The organism is Streptomyces sp. NPDC051243 (genome assembly GCF_044455405.1).
In the GTDB taxonomy this organism is placed as follows: domain Bacteria; phylum Actinomycetota; class Actinomycetes; order Streptomycetales; family Streptomycetaceae; genus Streptomyces.
Window position 1 is genome coordinate 225,524 of sequence record NZ_JBITES010000012.1, and the last position, 20,744, is coordinate 246,267.

General features: G+C 71.2%; 17 protein-coding genes. 11 read left to right on the top strand and 6 right to left on the bottom strand.

The window, feature by feature from the left end; all coding sequences use genetic code 11:
• The first annotated feature begins 324 nt into the window (after positions 1–324).
• Positions 325–2,037 (top strand): sigma-70 family RNA polymerase sigma factor, encoded by a 1,713-nt coding sequence (locus ACIBAG_RS30075; RefSeq protein ID WP_399109247.1) that lies wholly within the window; start codon positions 325–327, stop codon positions 2,035–2,037.
• Here the strand turns inward: ACIBAG_RS30075 and ACIBAG_RS30080 are convergent.
• Complete coding sequence (locus ACIBAG_RS30080; RefSeq protein ID WP_399109249.1) at positions 2,019–2,390, bottom strand: winged helix-turn-helix transcriptional regulator; 372 nt, start codon at positions 2,388–2,390, stop codon at positions 2,019–2,021. The two genes, ACIBAG_RS30075 and ACIBAG_RS30080, sit on opposite strands and share 19 nt — an antisense overlap.
• Positions 2,391–2,430: 40 nt before the next feature.
• Here ACIBAG_RS30080 and ACIBAG_RS30085 point away from each other — a divergent pair, with 40 nt between their 5' ends.
• Complete coding sequence (locus tag ACIBAG_RS30085) at positions 2,431–3,033, top strand: NADPH-dependent F420 reductase (RefSeq protein ID WP_399109251.1); 603 nt, start codon at positions 2,431–2,433, stop codon at positions 3,031–3,033.
• A gap of 251 nt (positions 3,034–3,284) precedes the next feature.
• Here ACIBAG_RS30085 and ACIBAG_RS30090 read toward each other — a convergent pair whose 3' ends face one another.
• Both ACIBAG_RS30090 and ACIBAG_RS30095 read right to left on the bottom strand, forming a co-directional pair.
• Positions 3,285–3,968: a glycerophosphodiester phosphodiesterase gene (locus ACIBAG_RS30090; protein WP_399109252.1), complete on the bottom strand. Its 684-nt coding sequence runs from the start codon at positions 3,966–3,968 to the stop codon at positions 3,285–3,287.
• Between the two features lie 17 nt (positions 3,969–3,985).
• A complete protein-coding gene (locus ACIBAG_RS30095) occupies positions 3,986–5,047 on the bottom strand; it encodes an adenosine deaminase (protein ID WP_399109254.1) in 1,062 nt (353 codons plus the stop codon).
• A gap of 951 nt (positions 5,048–5,998) precedes the next feature.
• Here ACIBAG_RS30095 and ACIBAG_RS30100 point away from each other — a divergent pair.
• Positions 5,999–6,229 carry a DUF4190 domain-containing protein gene (locus ACIBAG_RS30100; protein ID WP_399109255.1) on the top strand — a complete coding sequence of 77 codons (231 nt, stop codon included), beginning with the start codon at positions 5,999–6,001 and terminating at the stop codon, positions 6,227–6,229.
• 112 nt (positions 6,230–6,341) lie between these two features.
• On the opposite strand, the gene ACIBAG_RS30105 is transcribed toward ACIBAG_RS30100, so the two are convergent.
• Positions 6,342–6,896 (bottom strand): NADAR family protein, encoded by a 555-nt coding sequence (locus ACIBAG_RS30105; RefSeq protein ID WP_399109257.1) that lies wholly within the window; start codon positions 6,894–6,896, stop codon positions 6,342–6,344.
• Positions 6,897–7,096: 200 nt separating this feature from the next.
• On the opposite strand from ACIBAG_RS30105, the gene ACIBAG_RS30110 reads away from it, so the two are divergent.
• From ACIBAG_RS30110 to ACIBAG_RS30145, 8 genes are all read left to right on the top strand, one after another.
• Positions 7,097–8,677: a gamma-aminobutyraldehyde dehydrogenase gene (locus ACIBAG_RS30110; protein ID WP_399109259.1), complete on the top strand. Its 1,581-nt coding sequence runs from the start codon at positions 7,097–7,099 to the stop codon at positions 8,675–8,677.
• A gap of 70 nt (positions 8,678–8,747) precedes the next feature.
• Positions 8,748–9,995, top strand: coding sequence for a spermidine/putrescine ABC transporter substrate-binding protein (locus tag ACIBAG_RS30115; protein ID WP_399109261.1), 1,248 nt, complete (start codon positions 8,748–8,750; stop codon positions 9,993–9,995).
• Positions 9,992–11,155 carry an ABC transporter ATP-binding protein gene (locus tag ACIBAG_RS30120; RefSeq protein WP_399109263.1) on the top strand — a complete coding sequence of 388 codons (1,164 nt, stop codon included), beginning with the start codon at positions 9,992–9,994 and terminating at the stop codon, positions 11,153–11,155. Before ACIBAG_RS30115 ends, ACIBAG_RS30120 begins: the two co-directional genes overlap by 4 nt.
• The gene (locus tag ACIBAG_RS30125; RefSeq protein ID WP_399109264.1) at positions 11,155–12,084 is read left to right on the top strand and encodes an ABC transporter permease; all 930 of its coding nucleotides are present in this window, start codon (positions 11,155–11,157) and stop codon (positions 12,082–12,084) included. The genes ACIBAG_RS30120 and ACIBAG_RS30125 overlap by 1 nt, the downstream gene beginning before the upstream one ends.
• The gene (locus ACIBAG_RS30130; RefSeq protein WP_399109266.1) at positions 12,085–12,885 is read left to right on the top strand and encodes an ABC transporter permease; all 801 of its coding nucleotides are present in this window, start codon (positions 12,085–12,087) and stop codon (positions 12,883–12,885) included.
• Positions 12,886–12,907: 22 nt separating this feature from the next.
• Positions 12,908–14,335: an NAD(P)/FAD-dependent oxidoreductase gene (locus ACIBAG_RS30135; protein WP_399109267.1), complete on the top strand. Its 1,428-nt coding sequence runs from the start codon at positions 12,908–12,910 to the stop codon at positions 14,333–14,335.
• Between the two features lie 113 nt (positions 14,336–14,448).
• Positions 14,449–14,901, top strand: a complete 453-nt coding sequence (locus ACIBAG_RS30140) for a hypothetical protein (protein ID WP_399109269.1) — start codon at positions 14,449–14,451, stop codon at positions 14,899–14,901.
• A gap of 112 nt (positions 14,902–15,013) precedes the next feature.
• Positions 15,014–16,804: a chitinase gene (locus ACIBAG_RS30145; protein WP_399109271.1), complete on the top strand. Its 1,791-nt coding sequence runs from the start codon at positions 15,014–15,016 to the stop codon at positions 16,802–16,804.
• 24 nt (positions 16,805–16,828) lie between these two features.
• Here the strand turns inward: ACIBAG_RS30145 and ACIBAG_RS30150 are convergent, their stop codons facing one another.
• Both ACIBAG_RS30150 and ACIBAG_RS30155 read right to left on the bottom strand, forming a co-directional pair.
• Positions 16,829–18,505, bottom strand: a complete 1,677-nt coding sequence (locus tag ACIBAG_RS30150) for a PucR family transcriptional regulator (RefSeq protein WP_399109272.1) — start codon at positions 18,503–18,505, stop codon at positions 16,829–16,831.
• A gap of 95 nt (positions 18,506–18,600) precedes the next feature.
• A complete protein-coding gene (locus ACIBAG_RS30155) occupies positions 18,601–20,694 on the bottom strand; it encodes an ATP-binding protein (protein WP_399109274.1) in 2,094 nt (697 codons plus the stop codon).
• Between the last annotated feature and the right edge of the window lie 50 nt (positions 20,695–20,744).

Below are 20,744 nucleotides of genomic sequence, written 5' to 3' on the forward strand. Positions count from 1 at the left end.
AGCTCGTGGAAGGTGGTGGAAGGTGGTGCTTGATCATCTTCGGGCGGTACGGGCCCGGCCGGATCGTCGGCGAGGAGGGGCTCGGCCCCTGAGCGAGCCCGGATCAAGTGCCCTGCGGGACAGGGGAGTTGTCAGGGATCGCCCTTACGGGCGCCCGCCGCCGAAAAAGTGTTATCGCCGCCCTCTTCACCGCGTCTCCACTCGCGTCCCCCCATCCCCCACACCCCGGAGCCCTCCCATGTCTCGCCCGTCCCGGAACCGGAATGTGATCTCCGACATAGCCAACAGTGCAGGTCGGGCTGAGATGGTGCGTGCGGGCAGCAAATGACCCGGGAGAGGACGTACGTGGACGAGGCAGCCGGCAGGCAGTGGCGCTCCACCATCGCGGCGGCGCAGGGCGGTGACCGGCATGCGCTGGACGAGCTCGTCGAGGGCTGGCTTCCGCTCGTCTACAACGTGGTCGGACGCGCCCTGAACGGCCATGCCGACGTCGATGACGTCGTCCAGGAGACCATGATGCGTGCCGTCGACAACCTCGGCTCGCTGCGGGACCCGGACAGCTTCCGCTCCTGGCTCGTCGCCATCGCCATGCGCCAGATACGGGACCGGGCCCGCCGCAGGCAGCCCGTCCAGCTCGACGTGTCGGCCGCGCACGAGGCCACCGACTTCGCCGAACTCACCGTGCTGCGGCTGCAGTTGGAAGGACAGCGGCGCGAGGTCGCGGAGGCCGTGCGCTGGCTGGACGACGAGGACCGGCAACTGCTGTCGCTGTGGTGGCTGGAGGTCGCGGGCGAGCTGACCCGGCGTGAGCTGGCCGCCGCGGCCGGGATCAGTCGGCAGCACGCCGCCGTGCGCGTCCAGCGGGTGAAGGAACGTCTGGAGACCGCGCGCGGCATCGTCCGCGCCCTGGACGGCGCCTGCCCCGAGCTGCGCGAGCTGACCGCCCGCTGGAACGGCCGCCCCGACTCGGTCTGGCGCAAGCGGCTGGCCCGGCACATCAGGGGCTGCGGCTACTGCGGCGACACCCGCGAGTCCGTCGTACCGGCCGAACGCCTCCTCGTCGGCATCGCGCTCGTCCCGGTCCCCGTCGGCTTCACCATCTCCCTGGCCTTCGGCGGCAAGACGGCGGTCGCGGCGACGGCCACGGCGACGTCCGTCGGCTGGTCTGCGAAGGTCATGGCGGCCCTCACCCAGCCAGCCGTGACGGTGGCGGCAGGCGCGACCTTCGTCGCGGGCGGCGCGTACGTCGTCACCCAGACGCCGGACGGCCCGCCGCGCGCGGTCGCGCCCACGACGTCGAGCACGGCCCGCCCGCCGTCGCCCACCCCGTCCGCGTCACCCTCGGCCGTCCCCTCGTCGTCACCGTCGCCCTCCCCGTCGGCGACGAAGAAGGTCGAGCTGTACGGCACGGTCGTCGACGCCGTCGACCGGGCCCCGGACCCGAACGCCTGGCCCGCGGCCCTCCCGCACCGCCCCGAATCCGGCATCACCAGCACCGGCGGCCGGCAGGCCGTGATGCAGCACCGCGGCGACAGCGTGACCCTCAGCGGCCAGGGCTATGTCCTGGTGCGCTGGCAGATCTCGCCGCACTCACGGCCCGGCGCGCTCGTCATGCCGGCCTGGACCGGCCTGAAGGGCAAGATCTTCCATGTCGCCTCCGGCGGCGGCCGCCGGATGGATGACGTCGTCGGGGACGGGTCCGAGGCTTCCAACGGCTACGTCACCGGCATGGGCGGCCCGGACATCGGCTACACGGTCCTGCCGGACGGCGCTCAGCAGATGTGGCAGAACGAGTACTTCTACATCGACGGCACGGTCACCCTCACCCAGAACGAACGAGGCGCCGACTACGGCATCACCGTCTTCCCGACGACCTGGCAGGCGGCGAACGAGGATGTCCTGACCGGCCCCGACCAGGGCGCCATCCGCTACGGCCTGGTCCGCGACAACGGCAAGGACACCGCACCGGTCCCGCAGTACGTCACCCGCGGGACACCGGCCGATCCGGCGACGGTGCCTCAACGCTCCCGCGTGTGACGGCTTTCGGCGCGCTCCTGCGCCGCCATCACCTCGTCGCCGTGCTCGAAGGCCCAGGAGCCGAAGGCCTCGATGGGGCCGAGCAACGACCCGCCCAGTTCGGTGAGTTCGTACTCGACCCGAGGCGGCGCACCGCCGTACGCCCGCCGCGCGACGAGCCCGTTGAACTCCAGTCGGCGCAGGGTCTCCGTCAGCACTTTCTGGCTGATCCCGCCGATGCGGTCCCGCAGTTCGCCGTGCCGCACGGGCCCGTGCCGCAGTGCCCACACCACCACGGCGTTCCAGGTGTTGGCGAGCAGGTCGAAGGCGAGGCGGGCACGGCAGTCGGCTAGGAAGGGCTGGTCGGTGGTCACATACCGAATGGTGCCCGAGCGGTCTCCTACTGTCCTGCACATGCGAATCGGAATCCTTGGAACCGGGGAAATGTCGGACGCGCTGGGCTCGCGGTGGCGGCGGGCCGGGCACCAGGTGCTCGCCGGGAGCCGCTCGGCGGGCGGGCTGCGCGAGGCCGCTGAGTTCGGTACGGACGCGGTGCTGCTGGCGGTGCCGTACGCGGCCGTGGTCGAGGTGGTCGCCGGGCTCGAACCGGCCCTGCGCGGGCGGGTGTTGATCGACTGCACGAATCCCGTGGGGCCCGGCTTCGGGCTGCTCACCTCGGGCGGCCCGGCCGCGGCCGAGCGCATCGCCTCCGCCGCGCCCGCCGCGCACGTGGTCAAGGCCTTCAACCTCTGCCACGTCGACGTCTGGCGGATGACACCGCCGGTCTTCGACGGCCGCCCGCTGGCGGTGCCGCTGTGCGGGGACGACGAGGCGGCCCTGTCCGTCGTACGACGACTTGTGCGCGACCTGGGCTGCGAACCCCTGAACGCCGGGGGACTGGACCGGGCCGGGCTCGTGGAGGCGACGGCGGCGCTGCTGATCGGGCTGTGGGTGGGCGAGGGAGCGGACGCACAGGCGATCGCGCCGCCGCTCGCGTTCGCCGCGGGCCGGGGCTAGGCCCTGTCGTTTGGATCATCCCGGCGTCGCGGGCCCTGGCACGCGCTCCCCCAAGCTCTTCGAGCAGGGGGTACCCCCAGCCGCGTTGTCGTCACTCGCCGACTCCCCCACGCTCGAGCCGGCTTCGCCCGGCTCGCGCGGGGGCACCCCCATCGACCCCGGCTCGGGTCGGCTGAAGGGCGCCGCTCCTCACAGCCGGCCTGATCCAAACGACAGGGCCTAGTCGGGTACATGGCTGGGCCGGTACATGGCTATGCCGGGCGCAACCCCAGGAGGACGTCGACTCGGTTCGTTGTGATCGAGTCGACGCCGAGGTCCAGCAGGCGGCGCATCGAGCGGCGGGTGTCCGGCGTCCAGACCGAGAGCAGGTAGCCGCCGCGGTGGACGCGCTCGGCGAGGGCGCGGCCGACCAGGCCGAAGCGGTAGTTGAGCCAGCGCGGGCGCACCGCGTCCAGGAGCACGGGGCGCGGTGGGGCGAGGGTCGTCCAGGTCAGGGCGATCTCGGCGGCCGGGTCGGCGGCGCGTACGGCGAGCATGGCCCGGGCGCCCGCGCAGTAGTACACGCGGTCCTGGGCGCCGCAGGCGCGCACGACGTCCACGACCCGGCGGGCCGCCCGCACATCGGGCGTGCCCGGAAGGTCCAGCATCACCCGGCTCCCGTCGCACGCGGTCAGCGCCTCCTCCAGCGTCGGCACCCCACCCGCCGTGAGCCCCCGCACCTCGGCCGCCGACAGCCCGAGTACCGGCCGGTCCTGCTCCCACAGCCGCTTCAGCGTCTCGTCGTGCAGCAGCAGGGGCACACCGTCCTTGGTGAGCCGTACGTCGATCTCCACCGCGTCCGCGCCCAGGGCCAGCGCGGAGCGCAGGGAGTCGAGGGTGTTCTCGCGGACGCGGTAGGGGTCGCCGCGGTGGGCGACGGCGGTCACGTTCTGCATGAGGACATTGTGGTGGCTCAGCGTGCGAGCCAGTCGGCGGTGTACGTGTCGATCTCGGCCGCGATCCGGGTCTTGCCGGGCTGGTCGAGGAAGGACGCGTCCACCGCGTTCTTGGCCAGGTCGGCAAGACCCCGCTCGTCGAGGTCGAGGAGGCGGGCGGCGACCGCGTACTCGTTGTTGAGGTCCGTGCCGAACATCGGCGGGTCGTCGGAGTTGATGGTGACGATGATCCCGGCCTTCTCGAACTCCTTGATCGGGTGCTCGTCGATGGTGCGGACCGCCCGCGTGGCGATGTTGGACGTCGGGCACACCTCCAGCGGGATCCGGTGCTCGGCGAGGTGCGCGAGCAGCTTCGGGTCCTGTGCCGAGCTCGTGCCGTGCCCGATGCGCTCCGCGCGCAGGTGGGTGAGGGCGTCCCAGACCGTCTCCGGGCCGGTGGTCTCGCCGGCGTGCGGCACGGAGTGCAGTCCGGCCGCGATCGCCCGGTCGAAATAGGGCTTGAACTGCGGCCTCGGTACGCCGATCTCGGGCCCGCCGAGCCCGAAGGAGACCAGTCCCTCCGGGCGCACCCGGTCGTCCGTGGCGAGCCGCACGGTCTCCTCGGCGGCCTCGAGCCCCGCCTCGCCGGGGATGTCGAAGCACCAGCGCAGCACGGTCCCGAACTCGGCCTCGGCCGCCTTGCGGGCGTCCTCGATCGCGTCCATGAAGGAGCCCTCGTCGATACCGCGGCGGGTGGAGGAGAAGGGGGTGATGGTCAGCTCGGCGTAACGCACCTGCTGCCTGGCCAGGTCGCGGGCGACCTCGTAGGTCAGCAGCCGTACGTCCTCCGGGGTGCGGATCAGGTCCACGACGGACAGGTACACCTCGATGAAGTGCGCGAAGTCCGTGAACGTGAAGTAGTCGGCCAGGGCCTCCGGGTCGGTGGGGACCTTGGAGTCGGGGTGGCGGGCGGCGAGTGCCGCGACGATGCGGGGGGAGGCGGAGCCGACGTGGTGGACGTGCAGTTCGGCCTTGGGCAGTCCGGCGATGAAGGCGTGCAGATCGCGCGGGACGCGGGCGTCGACGAGACGGTCGGTCAAGGTTCCTCCCCGGAACGGCGTCCGCGGCCGGGTGTCGGGCGGCGGGCGCGGGTGATCGGCTGATCGGTGACTCGGGGTCATCGTAGGCCGGGCCCGCGAGGGCGGGGACGGGGCCTTAGCATGACGGCACGTACGAAAGAGGGGGGCCCGAGCATGTCCGACGATGCGGAGACGCCGGGGGTGGCGGAGACGGCGCGGGTATCGGGGGCGCCGGAGGTATCGGGGGCTTCGTCGGAGACGGGTCCGAAGGTGTCGCTCGGGAAGGGCGGCGACGGGGCGTCCGGGGCCTTGGGGGAGCAGGGGGCGATGGGTCCAGGTGGTGTGGCGCCGGGTTCGGGTGGTGTGGCGCCGGGGCGCGGTGGTGCCGGGTCGGGTCCTGAACGGGATCCGTGGGCGCCTCCTGTCGGGGGAGTGCGGGCGGAGTCGTCCGCGCCTGCGGGGGCTGGGCATGCCCCCGCCTCTTACGAGCCGCCGACCTGGCCCCCTCCGTCCGTGCATGACCGGGAGACCGTTGGGTCCGCGCGGCCCGGCGGAGTGACGTCCGAGCCGCAGGATGCCGTTCCGCCGGCCTCGCCGTGGACGAACCCGTCGGCAGCGGGTCCCTCGGCGGGGGCGGGTGCCGCGATGTCCGGGGACGGCCCGGCGGCCAACCCGTTCGCGCCGCCGGACGGCTCGGCGGTGAACCCGTTCGCGCCGCCGGGGGGCGCGTCTCCCACGGTTCCCATGGCTTCCGCGTCGCTCGGGGCGCCGGTGAATCCCTTCGCGCCTCCTGTGGGGCCCGGTCCCTACGCCGGCCATGGTGAGCCCGTGCCGCCGCCGCCCATCGGGCCCGATGGGCCGGGGAGGGTGCCGTACGGCTATCCCGGTGGTCACGGGTACCCGCCGGGGCTGGTGCCGGGTGCGGCGGGTTACTACGGGTGGCCCGGTATGCATGCCCTCCCCAGCAATGGCATGGGTACCGCAGGGCTGGTGCTCGGGATCATCTCGGCCGTGATCTTCTGCCTGTGGCCGGTGGCGATCGTCGTGGGGGTGCTCGCGGTGATCTTCGGGTCGATCGGTATGGGCAAGGCGCGGCGGGGTGAGGCGACGAACCGGGGGCAGGCGCTGGCCGGGGTCATCTGCGGGGTGGCGGGGCTGGTTCTCAGTCTGGTGATGCTGGCGTTCGTGATCGCTACGTCGTAGGAAGCGGCGGAGGGGCTGACCAACCAGCCCGTCGGGGGCCGAAGCGGGGGTCTGGGGGCGGCAGCCCCCAGGGGACGGGAACGGGTAGGGGCGCGGGGGCGAAACAAACCGCCTACCCCCGCAACCGCTCCCGCGCCTCCATCAACGCGAACCCCAGCAAGTTGGGCCCCCGCCACCGCTCCGGATCCCCGGCCCCCTCATCCCTCGCCGCCAACCCGATTCCCCACACCCGATCCACCGGACTCGCCTCCACCAGCACCCGATCCCCCGTGCCCAGCAGAAACCCCCGCAGCTCCGCATGCGCACCGAACTTGTGGACCGACCCCTCGACGACGATCCGGAACCGCTCCCTCTCCCACACCCCGTCGTCGAACCCCCGCACCAGCCGCCCGGCGTTCTTCGCCACCGACGGATGCCCGGCCTCCAGCACCCGCCGCTGCGCCTCCGCATCCCCGAACAGCCGCGCCTTCTCGGCCATCATCCAGTGCTCGGCGGTCGCGTACGCCACCCCGTCCACCGTGAACGGCGACGGCCACCACTGGCTCAGACAGCTCGCGCCCACCCGGCCGTCGGGCAGCGGCCGGTGCCCCCAGAAGTGCAGATACTTGACTCTCGCCCCCGCGCGGACCTCCCTGATCAGGGAGTCCCAAGAATCGATCTTCGCCATGCCACCGAGCATGGCACGCACCACCGACAGTCCGTCCCCTGTTTTTCCGCGCGACTCGACACCTGGTCGACAGATTCCGTCGCGTAACCAAAAGGCAACAACGGAATCACTTGTTGGAGCCCTGTACCTCTGTCAGGATCGGCACTCAAATCGAGCCTGAGCCACGCCGGCCCCACCACGGGGACACGGAGGAGAGCGACATGCAGAACCCGGGCACCGCCATCCCGGAAACCGCACGACCGGACACCACGACCCCGGCAACCGCCACCTCGGAACGATTCCCGGCCCAGGACCGCTTCGCGGACGGCGCGCAGTACATCGCGGGCCGACCGGCGAAGGGGACCTCCGGTCGTACGCACGCCGTCGTCGACCCTGCCACCGGCCGGGAGGTGTACACATACGAGCTGGCCGGCACCGAGGACGTCGACGCCGCGGTCGCCGCCGCGCGCGAGGCCTTCCCCGCCTGGTCCGCCGCCACCCCGGGCGAGCGCTCCGACGCGCTGCACCGCTTCGCCGCCGTCCTCGCCGAGCGCGCCGAGGACTTCGCCCGCGCGGAGTCCCTGCAGTGCGGCAAGCCGCTGAAGCTGACCCGGGAGTTCGACGTCCCGGGGACCATCGACAACACCGCGTTCTTCGCGGGTGCCGCCCGCCACCTCGCCGGCCAGTCCGCGGGGGAGTACTCCGGGGACCACACGTCGTACGTCCGCCGCGAACCCATCGGCGTCGTCGGCTCCATCGCCCCCTGGAACTACCCCCTCCAGATGGCCGCCTGGAAGATCCTCCCGGCGATCGCCGCGGGCAACACCATCGTGCTCAAGCCCGCCGAGCTCACCCCGCTCACCTCGCTCCTCTTCGCGCAGGCCGCCACCGACGCCGGGATCCCCGACGGTGTCGTCAACATCGTCACCGGGACCGGGAAGGAGGCCGGCGAGCATCTCGTCGGCCATCCCGACGTCGCCATGACCTCCTTCACCGGCTCCACCGCCGTCGGCAAGCGCGTCGCCGAGATCGCCACCGGCACCGTGAAGCGGATCCACCTGGAGCTGGGCGGCAAGGCGCCGTTCGTCGTCTTCGACGACGCCGACCTGGAAGCCGCCGTGCACGGCGCCGTCGCGGGCGCGCTCATCAACACCGGGCAGGACTGCACGGCCGCCACGCGCGCGTACGTGCAGAGGCCGCTCTACGACGCCTTCGTGGAGCAGACCGCCGCCCTCATGGAGAGCGTCCGGCTCGGCGACCCCTTCGCCCCCGGAACCGACCTCGGCCCGCTGATCTCGCACGTCCAGCGCGACCGGGTCGCCGGGTTCGTCGACCGTGCGCGTGCCTACGCGCGCGTGGTGACCGGTGGCGAGGCGCCGCAGGGCGACCTCAAGGACGGCGCGTACTACCGTCCCACCCTCGTCGCCGACGCGCCCCAGGACAGTGAGATCGTCCAGTCGGAGATCTTCGGTCCGGTTCTGGTCGTGCTGCCGTTCGACGGCGACGACGAGGGCATCCGCCTCGCCAACGACACCCCGTACGGGCTCGCCGCCTCCGCCTGGAGCCGCGACGTCTACCGGGCGAACCGCGCCACCCGCGAGATCAAGGCGGGCTGTGTGTGGGTCAACGACCACATCCCGATCATCAGCGAGATGCCGCACGGCGGCTACAAGGCCTCCGGCTTCGGCAAGGACATGTCAGCGTACTCGTTCGAGGAGTACACCCAGATCAAGCACGTCATGTTCGACAACACCGCGGTCGCCGCCAAGGACTGGCACCGCACCGTCTTCGGGGACCGATAGCCACCTCAGCGGGAGCGGCCGGCCGCCCGACCACGTCCGGCCGCTCCCCCTCCGAAAGGGCACCATGCGCATGGAGCAGTACGAGCCCGACCGCCTGAGCCCGGCCCAAGTGGCCGCCATGCGGCGCAGCTTCCGCAATGGCCGGGCCGCCATGACCCGGCGGTCACTGTTGCGCGCCTCAGCGGGCGGCGCACTCGCGGTCGGCGGCCTCGGGGCGCTGGCCGGCTGCGGCATCCCCGCGGCCGGCAACACCGAGGGCGGCGTCTCGGCCGAGGACCACTCGGCCGAGGAGAAGGTGGTCAACTTCTCCAACTGGACCGAGTACATGGACGTGGACGAGAGCGAGAAGCACCACCCCACGCTCGACCAGTTCAAGCAGCGGACCGGCATCTCGGTCAAGTACACCGAGGACATCAACGACAACGTCGAGTTCTTCGGCAAGATCAAGCCGCAGCTCGCCGCGGGCCAGGACACCGGCCGGGACATCATCGTCCTCACCGACTGGCTCGCCGCCCGCCTCATCCGCCTCGGGTGGGTCCAGAAACTGGACCCGGCCAACCTGCCGCACGCCTACGCCAACCTGTCGGCACAGTTCCGCAACCCCGACTGGGACCCGGGCCGCGCCCACTCGTACGTCTTCCAGGGCATCTCGACCGTCATCGCCTACAACAAGAAGGCGCTCGACGGCGTGGAGGTGAAGACCCTCTCCGACCTGCTCGACAACCCCAAGCTCAAGGGGCGCGTCGGCTTCCTGTCGGAGATGCGCGACAGCATCGGCATGACCCTGCTCGACATGGGCAAGGACCCGGGGAAGTTCACCGCCGACGACTACGACGCGGCGATCGCCCGTATCCAGAAGGCCGTCGACAAGGGCCAGATCCGCCGCTTCACCGGCAACGACTACACCTCCGACCTGAGCAGCGGCGACTTCGCCGCCTGTATCGCCTGGGCCGGTGACGTCGTCCAGCTGAAGGCGGACAGCCCGGACATCGACTTCCTGATCCCGGACAGCGGCTACATCACGTCGACCGACAACTTCCTCGTCCCGAACAAGGCCCGGCACAAGACGAATGCCGAGAGGCTGATCGACTTCTACTACGAGCCGAAGCCGGCCGCCGAGCTCGCCGCCTACATCAACTACGTGACACCGGTCGACGGTGTGAAGGCCGAGCTGGAGAAGATCGACCCGGATGCGGCGAACAACCCGCTGATCATCCCGGACAAGGCCATGGCCGCGAAGTCCCACGCCTTCCGCTCGCTGAGCTCGAAGGAAGAGACCGAGTTCGAAGAGAAGTTCGCGAAGCTGACTGGGGCGTGACCACCGTGACGAACAAGAACGAAACCGGCGGGGACGTCCGCCTCTCGGGCATCAGCAAGACGTACGACAACGGCTTCACCGCCGTCCAGCCGCTGGACCTGACCGTCCCGCAGGGCTCCTTCTTCGCCCTGCTCGGCGCCTCCGGCTGCGGCAAGACCACCACCCTGCGCATGATCGCCGGTCTGGAGGAACCTTCCTCCGGCACCGTCCACCTCGGCGAGCAGGACGTGACCGCGCTTGCGCCGTACAAGCGGCCGGTGAACACGGTCTTCCAGTCCTACGCCCTCTTCCCGCACCTCGACATATTCGAGAACGTCGCCTTCGGCCTGCGCCGCCGCGGCATCAAGTCGGTGAAGAAGCAGGTCGAGGAGATGCTCGACCTCGTGCAGCTCGGCGAGCAGGCCCGCAAGAAGCCGCACCAGCTGTCGGGCGGCCAGCAGCAGCGCGTGGCCGTGGCCCGGGCCCTCATCAACCACCCCAAGGTGCTCCTCCTCGACGAGCCCCTCGGCGCCCTCGACCTGAAGCTGCGCCGCCAGATGCAGCTGGAGCTCAAGCGCATCCAGACCGAGGTCGGCATCACCTTCATCCACGTCACGCACGACCAGGAGGAGGCCATGACCATGGCCGACACCGTCGCCGTGATGAACGCGGGCCGCGTCGAGCAGCTCGGCTCGCCCACCGACCTGTACGAGAACCCGCGTACGACGTTCGTCGCCAACTTCCTCGGCACCTCCAACTTCATCGAGGCCGAGGTCGACTCCAGGAGCGGCGACGACATCGTGCTGAAGGCGGGCGGGGGCAAGCTCGTCCTCCCCGAGGCGCGCTGCAGCGCACCCACCTCGACCGGCGGCAAGGTGCTGGTCGGCGTACGCCCCGAGAAGATCTCCCTCACGCATGCCGACGAGGCGGGCGAGATCCCCGAGGGCCGCAACCGGATCACCGGGAAGATCGCGGACTCCTCGTTCATCGGCGTCTCCACGCAGTACGTCGTCGACAGCCCGGTCTGCCCCGAGTTCGAGGTCTACGCCCAGAACATCGACCGCGACCCCCGGCTCGTGCCCGGCGCGGACGTCGTCCTGCACTGGAACCCGGCCCACACCTTCGGCCTCGACGCGGCCCAGGACATCGACGCGGGCACCGAGGAAGAGGCGGCGGTCTGATGGCGACCCTCACCGAGGCGCCACCGCCTCTCTCCCCGACGGCACCCGAGAAGAAGCCGCCCCGCAAGCGCGGCCGCCTCGTGCCGTACTGGCTCCTGCTCCCCGGCATCCTGTACCTGCTGGTCTTCTTCGCGCTGCCGGTGATCTACCAGGCCTCCACCTCCGTGCAGACGGGCTCCCTGGAGGAGGGCTACCAGGTCACCTGGCACTTCGCGACCTACTGGGACGCGCTGTCCGAGTACTACCCGCAGTTCCTGCGCTCGGTGCTCTACGCCGGCTCGGCGACGATCCTGTGCCTGGTCCTCGGCTACCCGCTCGCCTACCTCATCGCCTTCCGCGCGGGCCGCTGGCGGAACCTGATCATGATCCTGGTGATCGCGCCGTTCTTCACCAGCTTCCTGATCCGCACCCTCGCCTGGAAGACGATCCTCGCGGACGGCGGCCCGGTCGTCGGCGCCCTCAACGCGCTGCACGTCCTGGACGTCACCAGCTGGCTCGGCATGACCGAGGGGGACCGTGTGCTGGCCACACCGCTCGCGGTGGTGTGCGGTCTGACGTACAACTTCCTGCCGTTCATGGTGCTGCCGCTCTACACCTCGCTGGAGCGCATCGATCCTCGGCTGCACGAGGCGGCGAACGACCTGTACGCCAAGCCGGTCACCACCTTCCGCAAGGTCACCTTCCCGCTGTCGATGCCGGGCGTCGTCTCCGGCACCCTGCTGACCTTCATCCCGGCGGCCGGTGACTACGTCAACGCGGACCTGCTCGGCTCCACGGACACCCGCATGGTCGGCAACGTCATCCAGACCCAGTTCCTGCGAATTCTGGACTACCCGACGGCCGCCGCGCTGTCCTTCATCCTCATGGCCGCCATTCTCGTCATGGTGACGGTCTACATCCGCAGGTCGGGAACGGAGGATCTGGTTTAAATGACCTTCGTCAACTGGCTCAAGCGCAATCTCGTCGTCATCGCCGGACTGCTGACGCTCGCTTATCTCCTCCTGCCGAACATCGTCGTCACGGTGTTCTCCTTCAACAATCCGAAGGGCCGCTTCAACTACGAATGGCAGGAGTTCTCCACGGCCGCCTGGCAGGACCCGTGCGGCGTCTCCGGCCTGTGCGGCTCGCTGTCGGTCAGCCTCCAGATCGCCTTCTGGGCGACCCTCGGCGCCACACTCCTCGGCACGATGATCGCCTTCGCGCTGGTCCGCTACCGCTTCCGCGCGCGGGGTGCCGTGAACTCGCTGATCTTCCTGCCGATGGCGATGCCCGAGGTCGTCATGGCGGCCTCGCTGCTCACCCTGTTCCTCAACATGGGCGCGCAGTTGGGTTTCTGGACGGTCCTGATCGCCCACATCATGTTCTGCCTGAGCTTCGTCGTCACGGCGGTGAAGGCGCGTGTGATGTCGATGGACCCGAGGCTGGAGCAGGCCGCGCAGGACCTCTACGCCGGCCCCTTCCAGACGTTCATCCGCGTGACCCTGCCGATCGCCGCTCCCGGAATCGCGGCGGGTGCGATGCTCGCCTTCGCGCTCTCCTTCGACGATTTCATCATCACCAATTTCAACGCGGGCTCCACCGTCACCTTCCCGATGTTCGTCTGGGGCTCGGCCCAGCGCGGAACGCCCGTTCAGATCAATGTCATCGGTACGGCCATGTTCGTCGTCGCCGTACTGTTCGTCCTGGCCTCCATGGCCGTCAGCAATCGCCGCAACAAACAAAAGGCGTAAACCCCTGTAGGGAGTTGAAATCATGGCCCCAAGCGCCATGAGTCGTGGCAATAGATGGATCAAGGCACTCTCTGAAGCCCAGCCGGTCCCGTACTGGCTGGACGACCCCGGCAGGCCCCACCCCGAACCCGCCCTCACCACCGACGAGACCTGCGACCTGCTGGTCGTCGGCGGCGGCTACAGCGGACTGTGGACCGCGCTCCTCGCCAAGGAGCGCGACCCGCAGCGGGACGTGGTCCTGCTCGAAGGCCGCGAGGTGGGCTGGGCCGCCTCCGGCCGCAACGGCGGCTTCTGCGCCGCCTCCCTCACCCACGGTCTGCCCAACGGGCTCGCCCGCTGGCCGGACGAGATCCACAAGCTGGAGGAGCTGGGCGCCCGCAACCTCGACGAGATCGAGAAGGCGGTCGCCCGCTACTCCCTGGACTGCGACTTCGAGCGCACCGGCGAGATCGACGTGGCCACCGAGACGTACCAGGCGTGGGAACTGCGCGACTGGTACGAGGAATTGCGGGAGAAGGGTCTCGCCGAGGGCATCGAGTTCCTCGACGCCGAGGCGGTGCGGGCACAAGTCGACTCACCGACATTCCAGGCGGGCCTCCACGACCGACGCGGCGTCGCCATGGTCAACCCGGCCAAACTGGTGTGGGGCCTGAAGCGGGCGTGCCGCGACCTCGGCGTCCGCCTCTACGAGCACACCCCCGCCCTCACCCTGAAGCCGTACGGCGCCGGCATGGCCGTACGCACCCCTTACGGCCAGGTCCGCGCCCGCAAGGTCGCGCTCGGCACGAACATCTTCCCGAGCCTGGTCAAGCGCGTGCGCGCCTACACCGTCCCGGTCTACGACTACGCCCTGATGACCGAGCCGCTCACCGAGGAGCAGCTCGCGTCGGTCGGCTGGAAGAATCGCCAGGGCCTCGGCGACTCGGCGAACCAGTTCCACTACTTCCGGCTCTCCGCCGACAACCGCATCCTGTGGGGCGGCTACGACGCCGTCTACCCGTACGGCGGGCGGGTGCGCGCCGAGTACGACGACCGCCCGGAGACGTACGCCAAGCTCGCCGGGCACTTCTTCACCTGCTTCCCGCAGCTGGAGGGCATCCGCTTCACCCACGCGTGGGGCGGCGCGATCGACACCTGCTCGCGCTTCTCGGCGTTCTTCGGGACGGCTCATCAGGGCAAGGTGGCGTACGCGGCGGGATTCACGGGTCTGGGCGTCGGCGCGACCCGGTTCGGCGCGGACGTCATGCTGGACCTGCTAGCGGGGGAGCCCACGGAGCGCACGCGGCTGGAGATGGTCCGCAAGAAGCCGCTGCCCTTCCCGCCGGAGCCCTTCGCCTGGACCGGCATCGCGCTCACCAAGTGGTCGCTGGCCCGCGCCGACGCGCACGGTGGGCGGCGCAATCTGTGGCTGCGGGCGATGGACCGGCTGGGCCTCGGCTTCGACAGCTGAATGTGACTCAGTTCACTTTGAACTGGCGGCGAAAACCCGCGTAATGCTGCCCGGTGACCTCCCTCTTCCACGTGACGCGACCGGCGTCCACGAAGGAAAGGGAGGTCACCGTCATGACAGGGGCGAAGTCGGCGGTCGAGTGGCTGTCATCCGTGGCTCCGGACCCCGCGGCCTGCCGCTGGGAGTGGGAACGCAATCCCCTCGGGGTCGCGCTGCTGCCGGCCGGCAAGGCCTGGGACGTACTCATCCTGCCGGGAGAACTCGGCTACCCGACCCTCGACGTACTCAGCCGCATCATCGACCAACTCGGCCCGGTCCTGGTCGACTTCGGCGACGCACGCATGGGCTTCTTCGTGCCGCCCGGCACGGCCGCCCGCTGGCTCGGCACCGGCATCCGTACGGCCGGAGCGGGCACCTGGATCGTCGTCCCCTACCCGGGCCGCACCGCCGGAGCCGTCCGCTGGCTGATCCCGCCGGACGGCACCGGCACCCTCACCGACCCATCACTCCTCGAACTGGCCATGCACGAGGCGGCGGCGGGGCTGGCCGCGGAGAGGGAGGAGTAGCTGCGATCAGTCCTGAACTGCGAGAACCCTTGACAAGGCGGATTGGTCTGGACCAAATTGTGGGCGACGTCACGTGCCCCACCCTCCAATTCCCCCATGCCTGGAGGCACTTGTGGACCGCTCCAGACCTCTCGTCCTCCTCACCGCCGCGGCCCTGACCCTGCCCGGCCTCACCGCACTCTCGTCGGCCGCCCGTGCGGCCGACGCGGACCTCGCCCGCAACGGCGGCTTCGAGGCGGGTCTCGACGGCTGGACCTGCACGGCGGGGACGACCGTCAACTCACCTGTGCGTAGTGGCAGTTCCGCGCTGCAGGCGACTCCCGCAGGGTCCGACAACGCCCGGTGCGCGCAGACCGTGACCGTGAAGCCGGACTCCCAGTACACGCTGTCCGGATACGTCCGCGGCTCCTACGTCTACCTCGGCGCGAGCGGCACCGGCACCACCGACGTCTCCACCTGGACCCAATCCGCCACCACCTGGCAGCAGCTCACGACGACTTTCCGCACAGGCCCCTCCACCACCCGCGTCACCGTCTACACCCACGGCTGGTACGGCACAGGCGCCTACCACGCCGACGACATCTCCCTCGTCGGCCCCGGCGTCGACGCCGGACAGCCGCCCGCGGCGCCGACCGGCCTGAAGACCGGATCCGTCACCTCGTCCAGCGTCGCGCTGTCCTGGTCGGCGGTCAGCGGCGCGACGAGCTACGCGGTATACCGCGACGGCGCCAAGGTCCAGACGGTGACCGGAACTTCGGCGACCGTCGGCGGGCTTTCGCCCTCGACGGCGTACGGCTTCCAGGTCGCCGCCGTGAACGAGGCGGGCGAGTCCGCGAAGTCGGCCACGGTGACGGCCACGACCACCGCGGGCAGCGGTGATCCCGTCGACCTCCCGGCCCACGCCCTGGTCGGCTACCTCCACGCGAGCTTCGCCAACGGCTCCGGCTACACCCGCCTGGCCGACGTACCCGACAGCTGGGACATCATCGACCTGGCCTTCGGTGAACCGACCTCGGTCACCTCCGGCGACATCCGCTTCGACCGCTGCCCGGCCACCGAGTGCCCGAACGTCGAGAGCGACGCCGACTTCAAGGCGGCGATCCGGGCCAAGCAGGCGGCGGGCAAGAAGGTGCTCATCTCCATAGGCGGCCAGAACGGCCAGGTGCAGCTGACGACCACGGCCGCTCGCGACACCTTCGTCTCCTCGGTCTCGAAGATCATCGACGAGTACGGCCTCGACGGCCTGGACATCGACTTCGAGGGCCACTCGCTCTCCCTGAACGCCGACGACACCGACTTCAAGAACCCGAAGACACCGGTGATCGTCAACCTCATCTCGGCACTGAAGACCCTGAGGGCCCGGTACGGCGACGACTTCGTGCTCACGATGGCCCCGGAGACCTTCTTCGTCCAGCTCGGCTACCAGTACTACGGCACCGGCCAGTGGGGCGGCCAGGACCCGAGGGCGGGGGCGTACCTCCCGGTCATCCACGCCCTGCGTGACGACCTGACACTCCTGCACGTCCAGGACTACAACTCCGGCCCGGTCATGGGCCTCGACAACCAGTACCACTCCATGGGCGGCGCCGACTTCCACATCGCGATGACCGACATGCTGCTCACCGGCTTCCCGGTCGCCGGCAACGCGAACAACGTCTTCCCGCCCCTGCGCCCCGACCAGGTCGCCATCGGCATGCCCGCCTCCACCAACGCGGGCAACGGGTACGTCCCCCCGGCCGAGGTCACCAAGACCCTCGACTGCCTGACGAGGAAGGTCGACTGCGGCTCGTACACCACCCACGGCACCTGGCCCGCGCTGCGCGGCCTGATGACGTGGTCGATCAACTGGGACCGGTACGGCGGCTGGGAGTTCCAGCGGACGTTCGACGGCTACTTCGGCTGACGGCCGGCCCGGCCGGCGGCCGCGTTACTCCGCCGACGTCGCCTTCAACGCCAGCCAGAGCTCCATGCGCACGTCCGCGTCGTCCAGTGACCGCCCCAGGATCTCCTCCACCCGCCGCATCCGGTACCGCAACGTGTGCCGGTGCACCCCGAGATCCGCGGCCGCCGCGTCCCACTGCCCGTGCCGCGACAGCCAGGCCCGCAGCGAGGCCACCAGATCGCCCCGCCCGGTCGCGTCGTGTTCGTGCAGGGCCCGCAGCAGGCCGTCCGCGAACGCCTTCACCGCGTCGTCCGCGAGCAACGGCAGCACGGACCCGGCGGCCAGCTGCTCGTGCTCCACGCACACCCGGCCCCGCCGCCGGGCCACCGACACGGCCTGCTCGGCCTGCTTGTACGCGGCCGCCGCGGCGATGGGCCCGGCCGGTGCCGAGAGCCCGATCACCAGCTCGTCCTCGGCGGCGCCGGGCGCCTCGGGCGCGGCCCCCGCCCGCGCCGCCTCCAACGCCGCCGCGTACTCCGCGCACGCCGCCACCGCCGCACCCCCGTCCGCGGCGAGCACCACGACCCGAGCCGCCTCACCCTCGCCCTCCGGCACCACGAGCACCGCCTCCCCGGCCCGCGCCGCCGCGGACTCCACGACCTCGGCGAGCGCACCCAGTGGATCACCGCCCGACTCGGACGTGGCGGCCAGTACCGCGGTGGACGCCGTGGCGAGCGCCACCCGTGCCCCGGCGTCCACGACCCGCGCCGCCGACACCGGCGCCGCCTCGGCGACCATCACCCGGAAGGGCGCGTCCAGCAGTTCGCCGTACAGGTCCCCCGCCACGGCCCGCGCGTGATCCGGCTCCCCGGCGAGCAGCATCCGCAGCACGGCCGCCCCCACCCGCTGCTCGGCCGCGTGCAGCGACCGCGACCGCTCGGTCGTCAGCGTCAGCAGCGCGATCGCCGAGTGGACGGCGTACCGCTCCGCAGTGCCCGGCGCCGCCGCCGTTCCCACGGCGAGCGCGGCCCGCGGCCGGCGCCCCGTGCCGAGGGTGTGCAGCTCGACCCGGTCCTCGTGCTCGGGTCCGCCCACCACCGACGACGCCGGCGCCGGCCGCTCCCGCAGCCGCTCCACGTCCGCCGTGAGCCGCGCCGCCCGCCGCCCCGCCCACTCGGGCGCCGTCGCGACGACGGCGCCGGACGCGTCGTACAGCGCCGCCCAGCCGTTCACCTGCGACGCCAGCGCGGTCAGCAGCCCCTCCGGCCCGCCGGTCAGGGCCTGCTTCGTCAGCTCCCGTTGGGCCGCGAACCCGGCCGTCACCGCCCGGTACTGGTCCGCCGCGATCGCCGCCGACACGGCTTTGCTGATGGCGAGGAACGGCGTGCGGCGCGGTACCTCCAGCAGCGGCAGATCCTCTTCCTCCGCCGCGTCCACCAGCGCCTTGGGGATCTCCTCGTAGTTGACGCCGACGGCGAAGCCGAGCCCGACCACGCCCGCGCCCACCAGCCGCCGCACATAGCGGCGCATCGCCTCGGGGTCCTCCGCGTCCAGCTTGAGCGCGGTGATCAGCAGCAGCTCGCCGCCCTCCATGTACGGCACCGGATCGGCGAGCTCGCTCACGTGCGCCCAGCGGACGGGAACGTCCAGACGGTCCTCGCCCGCCCGCACGGTCAGCTTGAGCGCGGAGTGGTGGACGAGCGAGGCGAGGGTGGGGGGCATGAGGCCTTCATCGGGAGGTGATCGTCGTGATCTTTGGCCGCAGTGTATGAACGGCCTGTAACGATTCTGCCTCACCGTACGGTCGGCCCGTCACTTCATCCGCGCAGATCCACCAGCAGCGGCGGCGCGTGCTCGCCCTGGACGCTGGTCAGCGACAGCACCGCGTGTCCCGGCGGCACCCCGTGCGCCAGCTCGGACGCCGACCAGCGCTCACGCTCGACCTGCCGCACGGTCACCGCCCGCGCCGTGGGGGCCTTGCCGGTGATCACCCGCCGCAGCGCGTGCACCGCCTTCCCGGCCGGCGTCTCGGCGATGATCTGCCGGTCGGTGACGTCCCGCGCCTCGGTCCACTCCTTGCCCCACACCTCGGCGAAGTCCTGCCCGTCCCACGGCGTGACCCCGGCCAGCGCCATCCGGCACCCGGTGGCCCCGAGCAGCGGCCCGCGCAGCGGCCTCGGTACGTCGTCCAGGGTGCGCAGCGTGAGCACGGCGCCCGCATTGCCCGACCGCAGCCGCTGGATGCCCCGTACGGCCTCGGGCGTCACGACCCCCGTCGCGTCGTCCAGCACCAGGCAGGCGAACAGCGACCGGTCCTCCCGTACCGCCACACTCGCGGTGAACTGTGCCAGCACCAGCCGCGCCAGCATCCGCGAGGCCTCGGCGTGCCCGCGCGCGGGCAGGTCGATGCGGACCCGGACCGGGTGGTCGAGGGCCTTCAGCGAGAACGGCCGCGACTGCCCGGACGTGTCGAAGAAGCCCGCGAACGCGGGACGGTCCAGCAGCGCCACCCGGTCCGCGAGCACGCCCGACACATCACCGGGATGCCCCAACTGCCGCTCGCGCGCGTCCAGTTCCCGCAGCAGCGACTCCTGCCCCGACCCCTCCAGCGCCGTACGCAGCGCGCCGAGCGCCCCGGGCGAGCCGTCCAGCAGCTGCCGCAGCTCCGGCACGGACGGGAAACGGTCGTGCACCGCCCGGAACGGTCCGAGGAGCTGGGCCAGCACGGTCGTCGAGCGGCGGCTGTCGCTGCCCGGATGCGGGTCCGCGAGGTCACCGACGAGCGCCTCGGCGAGCACGGCCGCGGCCTCGTCGGGGTCGCTGGTGCCGCCGTACAGGTCCAGGTCGTAGACGGAGTCCGGATCCCCGATCCGTACGACGACGTCGTACGCGTCCGCCGGTCCGAGCCCCGCGCCCGCCGCGCCGACCACGACCACGGCGGCCCGCCCGGCCAGCGCGTGCAGGCACAGCGACTCGGCCAGCGGCCGCACCACGGTCCCCGTCTTGCCGGACCCGGCCGGTCCGACGGCGAGCAGCGAGGTGCCGAGCAGGTCGGGGCCGAGGCCGAGGCCGGTGCCGCGATAGGCGTACGGATTGCGCGGATCGTCGGCGGTCGTGCCCAGCCGCACCTGACCGCTGACCAGATCGTGCCGGGCGACCCGGGCGGGCAGGTCGCGCTCGCCCGACGGGTGCAGACAGGCGGCGGCGCCGTCCCTGAGCACGGCGCCGCTGAAGGTCGCGAGATCGTGCCGCCCGCTGCGCACGCCCTGCCAGGCACGGGCGATCCGCGCGTAGTCGACGTCGCGCATCTGCCCGGAACGGGCGTCGGCGGCGAGCCGCTCGGCGGCGTCGGAGGCCCCGGCGGCGCGCAGCGCGGGCCAAGACGCCGGGTCCTGCTCGGGGGTGGTCGGGGGTGCCTGTTGGGGCTCCCTGCGTCGGAGGTGGGGGGCGACGAAGCGGCGCCACACCTCACCCCAGCGGCCGAGTCGGCCGACACTGACCAGGATGCCCAGTGCCACAATCGCGGTCCACGCGTTGCCGAACACCACACGTGCGTAGGAATGGGGCTCCGTCCACGAAGCCGTCATCGCAGTCAGGGGCAGCAACCACCAACCGCCCAGATAGCCGTTGTACAGCAAGGACCAGATCAACCACCCCACCAAGAAGGCGATCAGCGCCCCGCTCAGCAACTGCAGTGTCGGAATCTCTTCAGGTTCCTCATCCGGCCGGGGCACATGCCCGAACCGCCACACGCCCGGTGCCGCGTCCGGCCGCGGGGCCCGCAGCCACGTCAGAAACGCCGACCCGTCAACGCCCGGCGGCAGCGATGGCATCGGCGGCACAGCGGAGCGTGATCGTGGCACGGGTGTCGCGTGCGTGCCCCGCGCGTCCTGCGTCCCGTCGCTGTCCATCGCCCTTGCCCCCTGACCAGCCGTTCCATCCGTGCCATCCACCATCAGCG